Raw genomic sequence first — 8,090 nt, 5'->3', positions numbered from 1 at the left:
TTTGACTACACCGCCCAGCAGACCCTTGATTATCTGCAAGCCCTCTATGAAAAGCGGCTGGCGACCTACCCCCGCACGGACAGCCGGTACTTGACCGAAGATATGGCATCAGGACTGCCCTCATTATGTCAGTCTATGGCGGCGGCTCTGCCCTTTGCGGCAGATTTGCCCCTGCCGGTAAATGCCGCGCAGGTCATCGACAACAGCAAAGTCACCGACCACCATGCCATCCTGCCTACGGCAGAAGCGGCAAAGACCGACTTATCTGCGCTGCCCTCCGGGGAGAAAAACATCCTCTTTCTGGTTGCCGCCCGCCTGCTGTGCGCGGTAGGCGAAGCCCATACCTATGCCGAAACTGCCGTCACGCTGGAATGTGGCGGCTCTGTCTTTTCCGCCAAAGGCCGGACGGAAACTGCGGCGGGCTGGACGGCAATGGAGCAGGCTTTCCATGCCACGCTGAAAAAGAAACCGAAGCAGTCCGAACCCTCCCCGCCGCTGCCTGCGCTCACCGAGGGCCAGAAGCTGACCGCCGAGGGCGCGTCTGTCAAAGAGGGCGCGACCTCCCCTCCGGCCCATTTTACCGAGGATACGCTTCTCTCCGCAATGGAACACGCCAGCGCGGAGGATTTCGCAAAATTAGAGGACATAGAGCGCAAGGGGCTTGGCACTCCGGCCACCCGCGCCGGCGTGATTGAAAAGCTGGTGCGCTCCGGCTTTGTGGAACGGAAGAAAAAGCAGCTTCTCCCCACGGAAAAAGGCACGGAACTTATCAGGGTCATGCCCGATGCGCTGAAATCCGCAAAACTGACCGCTGAATGGGAGGAACGGCTGGGCGCGGTGGAGCGGGGCGAACTCTCCCCGGAGGACTTTATGGCGGGCATTTCCGCCATGCTCACCAAACTCATCAAAGGCTACAATGGCGTGACCGTGGCAAGCGCCGCCCTGTCTGCATCCGGGCGCACGGTAATCGGCATCTGCCCCCGCTGCGGCAAAAAGGTGGTGGAGGGCAAAAAAAGTTTCTTCTGCGAGGGCTGGAACGCCACGCCCCCCTGCGGCTTTGCCCTCTGGAAGAACGACCGCTTTTTCACCGGAAAGCGCAAGGAACTGACCCGCAAGGTTGCCGCCGCCCTGCTGAAAAACGGGCACGTCGCTATGACCGGCCTGTTTTCTGAGAAAAAAGGTGTCCTCTATGACGCGACTGTTGTGATGGAGGACACCGGAGAGAAATTTGTCCGCTTCAAGCTGGAATTTGACAACAACACCCCAAAAAGAAAGGAAACTGACGCTTATGGAAAAGAACATGAACGCATTTAACCGCAACCTGCACAACCTCCTGGCCATCAGCGGCACGGACGCCGCTGAACTGGCGCAGGCCCTGAACGTGGAACTGCCGGAGATCAACCGCTGGCTGAACGGCTCCGCCGCGCCGGATGTGTACCAGCTTCAGGAGATCGCCAAACGGTTCGGGATGCCCTACTCCTACTTCTTTGAAAGCGGCCATAGCCTGCCCAACGTGCCGGAAGTGGCGGCATGGCTGGGCTTGTCCGAGGAAACGGTGGAAACCCTGCTGGCAATGGCCGATACCGAGCCGGAGGAAGTCATGGACGCGCTGGACGACGCCATTTACGCAATGGCTGCCGCTGTCAGCACGGCGGGGGAGGTGGACACGGAATGAAAAAAGAGGAACAAAAAGACCTTTTGATTGGGGGAGAAATCGCCATCCGTCAGATTGGCGTCCCCTATGGCTGGCTCTACCGGCGCACGGAGCCGGGCTATCTTCTGGCAGACGGAACCGCCCTTTTGGAGTGCGAGCGTGACAGCGCAGGCCGCTACAAAGGCGGCGCGGGGCTGGATGGGGTATACCTGCATACCGGGCGGCTCTATGTGCCGGTTCTGGCGGAGGACGGCAAAGTCCGCGCCTTTCAGGAGGTGCGCCCGGAAAACTACCTTGCCGCCGCTGAAATGAGCGCAGAGGGCAACTATAACCAGATTGATGGCATCATCAACAACGAGCCGCCTCCCAAGCCCTCTGTGCTGGATACCCTCAACCAGTGCCGGCAGGATGCCGCCAAAGACCGGGACGCGCCGGAGAAGCCCCAGCGTGGGCAGGAGGTGGAACGATGAAGCTGTCCGGAACCGAGAGGGAAACCATCGTGCTGTATAACGAAGCAGAAGCCGCCGCAAGCATCTACACCCACAATGCCGCCCTTTGCAGGCAGCTTTCCGAACTGTGCGCCGCTTACCCCGGACAAGTGCGCCAGACCGGGGACAACGGATATGGCGGGCTTTCCTTTGAACTGCCGAAAAAATGGGTACGCATCACCCCGCCCCGCGTCCTTTCCCCCGCACAGCGGGCGGTGCTGGATAAGATGAACGGGAAAAGGCACGGCGGCTGATTGTCCCCGCTGCCTTGCTGTGGTATAATCAAATCCAGCAGACAAATGGGCAAAACTCGGAGGAAACAGAACGTGAAAAACAGCACCACCCCGAAATGGGCCAAACAAAAGAATAAGGCGGCGCGCCACGCTGCCCGCATCCGCATGGCGCGGCAATGGCTCCCCTCCTATACGGGGACGCACCTCGTCCGCGCCTACCGGGAAAAATTCAAGGTGGATGTGCCGACCGCGCTGAATGACTTAGAGGAAATCGGCGCACTGACCCCGGAGCAGGCAGCGGCGAAGCGGCAGGCGGAACAGAAACGCCAGGAACATCTGCGGCGGGAACGGGAGGCAAAGAAACAGCAAGCCTTTTATGACCGTTTCCCGGATTCGGACGACCGCTTTTATTTTATCGCCGGCTACACTTCCGGCGGCGCACCCTATGGCGTAACATGGGAAGAAATGGGGCTTTCCCCGTGGGAACTCCCCGAAGAAGAATCATAATGACAACCATCCACACCCGGAGCAGGACGCACCTGTTCCGGGCTTTTATTATGCACAGGGGCGCACAGTTGTAATTGCTGCTGACGCAGCGTGCGCCCCGCGCGGCGGGCAGGGTTTCCCCCTGCCCGATTTTTGTAAAAAGGAGGGAAACATGGCGAATAAGCTACAATATGTGTCGCAGCTTGCAGACCAGACCGCCAAAGCGGTCACAAGGAACGCAGACGGCTGGAAAAGCTATCTTATTACTGCATCGCGGCTCTATAAGTATTCATTTGACGAGCAGCTTCTGATTTACGCCCAGCGCCCGGACGCCACCGCCTGCGCCAGCATGGAACAGTGGAACGAGGATATGCGGCGCTGGGTCAGGGCCGGCTCCAAGGGCATCGCCCTAATCCGCAAGGACGGCATCCGCCCGCGCCTGACCTATGTGTTTGATGTGGCGGACACCCGCCCGGTGCGGGGCGCAAGGATGCCCTATCTTTGGGAACTGAAAGACGAACACCATGCCGCCGTCATGGATACGCTCGCAAAACGGTACGGCGAAACGGAAAGCCGGGACATCGGGCAAGCGCTGATGGAGCAGGCAAAACACGCGGTAGAGGAAGTGTACCCCGAACTCTTGGCCGACCTTGCCTACGACACCCAGGGCAGTCTTTTGGAGGAACTGGACGACCTCAACCTGGAAGTGCGTTTCCGTAACCTCTTAACGGCCAGCGTCCAGTACACGCTCCTCACCCGCTGCGGCCTTAATGCCGCCGACTATCTGGACGATGAAGATTTTGACGGCATCAGTGAATTTTCTACCCCCGCCGTCCTCCACCACTTAGGCAGCGCCGCCAGCGAAGTGTCCATGAATATGCTGCTGGAAGTCAAAAAAGGCATCCTGCAAGCCGAGAAAGAAAAGGCGCGGAACCATCAAAAAAATATGGAAAAACCCCTTGCAAAAGAGCCGGTGATCGGTTATACTAAAGGCAAGGAAGAATTTAGCACGTTAAAGCGCGAAAGTGAAGAAAGGAGCATAGAAAATGGCAGAACTGGCATACAAGAAGATGGGCGATTACCAGATTCCCGACCTGATGATGGACGGGGAGGACGAGATGGAGGAAATGCCGCTGGGCAAGTACGGACGGATGCGGCAGACCTTTCTCCAGGAACGGCACAAGGGGACGTACACCTCGATGCTGCTGACCGGGCGGCTGGAACCCCACTTGCGGGAAATCGACCGGCAGGCGCAGGAACAGATAGACCGGATCGTGGCAGACTTGAAGAAACAGAACGGCGTGGACGAAGCGATGAAAGCCCGCGACCAGATGGGATGGGTGCAGGCGGTCAACAGCTTCACCGCACAGGCGGAGGAAATGGTACTGAACGAGATCGTGTACAAGTAAATCAGGAAAACCAGCAGGCGGCGGGCGAACAGCCCGCCGTTTCTGCGTCTGCGGAGCCGGTATTTACGCAGTTTTCCCTGTTCCCCACCGTGGAACAGCAGATTGAAACCATTGCCCATGTGCAGAAAACCGAGCAGGAACTCCGCCCCATAGTTTCCGCCGGAAAAGTGACGGATGCCGTTATCGGGCGCGCCCTCACCAGCGGCGGCAATGAGCGGAACAGTATTTTGCGTATCGTGGCCTTTTTCCAGAAAGACCCGCCGGAACAGCTTGCCGCCGATTTTCTGCAAAAGGAATACCGCACCGGCGGCAAAGGGCTTAATATCGCGGGGCATGAGTATTCTTTGTGGTTCAGTCAGAGCGGCATCCACATCGCGCCGGGGCGTTCTGCCGGGGGCGGTTCCCTCGTCACATGGAAGCAGGCAGCGGCGCAGATTGGCCAGCTTCTGAAAGACGGCCAGTTTGCCAGCCAGGACAAAATCGACGCGGCGCGGGACAACGAGTTTCGGGAACTGTCTGAAAAGCTGTGGTATCTGCGCCAGAATTTCAGCGACGAAGCGCGGGAAAAGGGCTTTATGCCCACCATTGACGCGCTCTACGGCGGTTTCCCGGACAGCACGAAAAAGATTGCCGCGCTCTTAAAAGACCCGTCAGAACGCGCCAGAATCGCGCAGGAGGTCTGGCAGTTTGCAAACGCCAATCAGCGGAACCCGGAACTGTTACGGTTCCGCCAGCAGATACCGCCCCATGAATTATATACCCGCCTGACCGATATAGATAAACCGGTGACGGCTTTTCAGGCGGTAGAGGGCTTCTCCCCTGCCCGTGGCGCATTTGTCACCGAGGATGAAATCACCCGCCAGCTCACCGGCGGCTCCGGTGTTTCCGAGGGAAAATTCCGCATCTACTCCTACTTCATGCAGGGGCATGATGCAAAGGAATGTATTGCTTTCCTGAAAAATGAATACGGCATCGGCGGGCATGGCTACATTGGGTTTGACGAATGGCACGACGGCAAGGGCATCAAGCTGTCCCGCGCCGACGATTTTTCTGAGGGCAACTACGATACGGTCACGCTGAACTGGACGCAGGTACAAAAGCGGATTGCCGGACTAATCAAAGCAGACCGGTATCTGAACCGCAAGGAAAAGGCATATCTGCCGGAATACGAAAAGATGCGGCTTGCCAGGAGCCTGTATGTGTTCCAATACTACGACCCTAACGACACGGACAAAAAAATCCCCCACGAATGGGACGTAGACGCGCCAAAAAAGATGTTCCGACCGCTTCTGGACGACCCGCAGCAATGCGCGGCGCACTACGAGCAGATGGTCAAGGCGCTGGCAATGGTATCCCCGGACAACCGCGCCTACAAGCTGATGGAACCGTCACTCCGGGATATGGGCGCGTATCTGCGGGGCGAATATTCCTTGTTCACCCCTCTGCCCGAAGCTGTCTTGCAGGAGGAACGCCAGAAAAGGCAGGAGCAAAAACAGAAAGAAAAGGAAAGCGCCGGCGGGCATACGGAAGAACCCGCCGGCAGTCTTGCAGCGGCGGCAAAAGCCCTCTCACGAAAGAAAAAGCCCGCCCCACGGGAGGAAAATGAGGAACAGCAGCTTACCCTGGATATGTTCGGGCTTCTGTCTGACCCCGCCGCGCCCACTGTACCAGAACTGCAACAGCCGCAGGCAGAGCCAGCCACACCGGAAACAGCCGCAAACACGGAGCCGGATATATCTGAAGCTGCCACAAATACGGAACCGGAACCCCCAGCCGCCCGGTATGACTTGGGCTACGGACACATGGGCAACGGCCTGACGGTCTGGAACCGTTTGGAGGAAGTACGCGGCGACTACAAGACGGTTGCCCACATCGACCCCGACCGCACTGTAACCTTTTATGACAAGGATTTGCCGGAGGAAATCCGGGAAGAAATCCAGAAAATCGCCGCTACCAGTGAAATGTCTGTTTCCGCTACACAAGACACGCCGGTATTTTCCACCCCGCCGCAGAAGCCGGAACGGATGCAGGAACCGGAGCAGGCCAGGGAGCAAGAGCCAGAGCCGATAAAGGCGCAGGACGCGCCTGCTGCGGACAATTCGGAGCCGGAAACCGCAGGCGGCAATATCGTACCATTCCCTACGCCGGAGGAGGGCGAAAAAACCACCGACGCGGGTGCAGAGCAGACGCAGGAAACCCCTGAAACAGCCGCCGCAGACGAGCCGAACCTTACGCCCAACGTGGAGGAATATTTGAACCTGAAAGCCCAATATCCTGACAAATTGGTAGGCGTCCAGGTGGGGGAAACCATCCTCTTTTACGGCACGGACGCAGAAGAAGCCGCGCCTGCCCTGGGAAGAAAAACCGTCACCCGCGAAATCCCCGATTTGGGTACAGTTTCCGTCACCGGCGCGGCTGGCTGGCAGTCTGTCCTTAAAAAGCTGCTGGAACATGGCAAAAGCGTGGTGCTGGCGCGGCCTGACGCAGAGCGCGGCAAGGATGCGCCCTATGAAATCATCAAGGATCGCAGCGCGGCGGATTATATCCCCATTGGCATGGAACTGACCATTGACGGGCGGCGCATGAAGATTGACAGCGTGGACTATAATGCCGGAACCGTCAGCCTGCAAGATATGGAACTGCGGGGCTGGTTCCCTATTTTCCGCAGCGAAAGCATCCCCTTTGTGCGGCAGTTTGTGGAGGAACGGGAACAGCAGACCTTTACCCGGAACCCGGACGCGCCCGCCAAGACAGAACCCCAGCCAGCGCAGGAGCCGGAACAGCCCCAAACCTCCGATTTAGACACGGCAAAGCAGCTTATTGAACAGTTTGCCTATTCGGAATACGGCAGCGATGATGTGGATTTCTCCGACTTGGAGCATATCGGGATTGCCTATACCACGATTACAGACGAGGAACTGGAAATCCAGGTCAATGTGGATTTGGTGCATTTCAGCGTTACCCAGCTTGTAGAGGGCGTATGTGTGGAAAGGCGGGACTATGACAGCCTGCGGGAACTGATTGACAACGAACTGACAGCCCTTGATTTTAACGACCTGATTTCTCTATCCTCCGAAGCGGAAAGACGGCTGGAACAGCAGGCAGAAGCCGCGCCGGAGCCGATGGAGATTGACGGCGGGCAGATTACCGAAACCCCGGCGCAGAAGCAGGCCCGCCGCCGCGCCCAGGAAGAAGTAGGCGGCAGGGTATTCCCCAGCGAGATTATTTTACAGCCCCTGCGCTCCCAGCCGGAGCGCCATAACTTCCACATTACCGATGAAAACTTAGGCGTGGGCGGCGAAAAAACCAAGTACCAGTACAACGTGGAAGCCATCCGCACCCTGAAACAGATTGAAGCCGAAAACCGCCTTGCCACACCGGAAGAACAGACCATTTTATCCCGCTATGTGGGCTGGGGCGGCATTTCCCACGCCTTTGAGCCAAACGACCCCAGGTGGGCAAAGGAATACGCCGAACTGAAAGAACTGCTCACCCCTGCGGAGTACCAGTCTGCACAAAGCACGGTTCTCAATGCCCACTACACCAGCCCCACCGTCATCCAGGCAATCTACAACGCGGTGGAACAGATGGACTTTACGCCGGGGACGGTTCTGGAGCCGTCTATGGGCATCGGGAACTTTTTCGGGATGCTGCCGGAAAAACTGGCAGCGGCAAAGTTATATGGTGTGGAACTGGACGACCTGACCGGGCGCATCGCAAAACAGCTTTACCAAAAGGCGGATATAACGGTAGACGGCTTTGAGCGCACCGACCACCCGGACGATTTCTTTGACCTGGCGGTGGGCAACGTCCCCTTTGG

The 8,090-nt window shown here is 57.9% G+C and carries 6 protein-coding genes and 1 pseudogene; all 7 read left to right on the top strand.

Annotated features, from left to right (window positions below):
• On the top strand, positions 1-1,314 hold a 1,314-nt coding region (locus D5269_RS16240; RefSeq protein ID WP_243126922.1), incomplete at its 5' end, for a DNA topoisomerase.
• Positions 1,289-1,675, top strand: coding sequence for a helix-turn-helix transcriptional regulator (locus D5269_RS18685; protein WP_120486899.1), 387 nt, complete (start codon positions 1,289-1,291; stop codon positions 1,673-1,675). The genes D5269_RS16240 and D5269_RS18685, both read left to right, overlap by 26 nt.
• Positions 1,672-2,124, top strand: a complete 453-nt coding sequence (locus D5269_RS16230; RefSeq protein WP_120486898.1) for a DUF4316 domain-containing protein — start codon at positions 1,672-1,674, stop codon at positions 2,122-2,124. Before D5269_RS18685 ends, D5269_RS16230 begins: the two co-directional genes overlap by 4 nt.
• Positions 2,121-2,396 carry a hypothetical protein gene (locus tag D5269_RS16225; protein WP_120486897.1) on the top strand — a complete coding sequence of 92 codons (276 nt, stop codon included), beginning with the start codon at positions 2,121-2,123 and terminating at the stop codon, positions 2,394-2,396. The genes D5269_RS16230 and D5269_RS16225 overlap by 4 nt, the downstream gene beginning before the upstream one ends.
• Positions 2,397-2,468: 72 nt before the next feature.
• Positions 2,469-2,882: a hypothetical protein gene (locus D5269_RS18380; RefSeq protein ID WP_243126921.1), complete on the top strand. Its 414-nt coding sequence runs from the start codon at positions 2,469-2,471 to the stop codon at positions 2,880-2,882.
• A 1,025-nt stretch (positions 2,883-3,907) separates the two neighbouring features.
• Positions 3,908-4,270, top strand: a complete 363-nt coding sequence (locus D5269_RS16215) for a TnpV protein (protein ID WP_166545225.1) — start codon at positions 3,908-3,910, stop codon at positions 4,268-4,270.
• Positions 4,198-8,090: pseudogene (locus tag D5269_RS19045) on the top strand (hypothetical protein); the annotation flags it as partial. The gene D5269_RS16215 and the pseudogene D5269_RS19045, both read left to right, overlap by 73 nt.

The sequence above is a fragment of the Anaerotruncus sp. 1XD42-93 genome, from assembly GCF_009917605.1.
Classification (GTDB): domain Bacteria; phylum Bacillota; class Clostridia; order Oscillospirales; family Ruminococcaceae; genus Anaerotruncus.
Note: the sequence above shows the minus strand (reverse complement) of the source record. Positions and strands in the feature narration are given on the sequence as shown.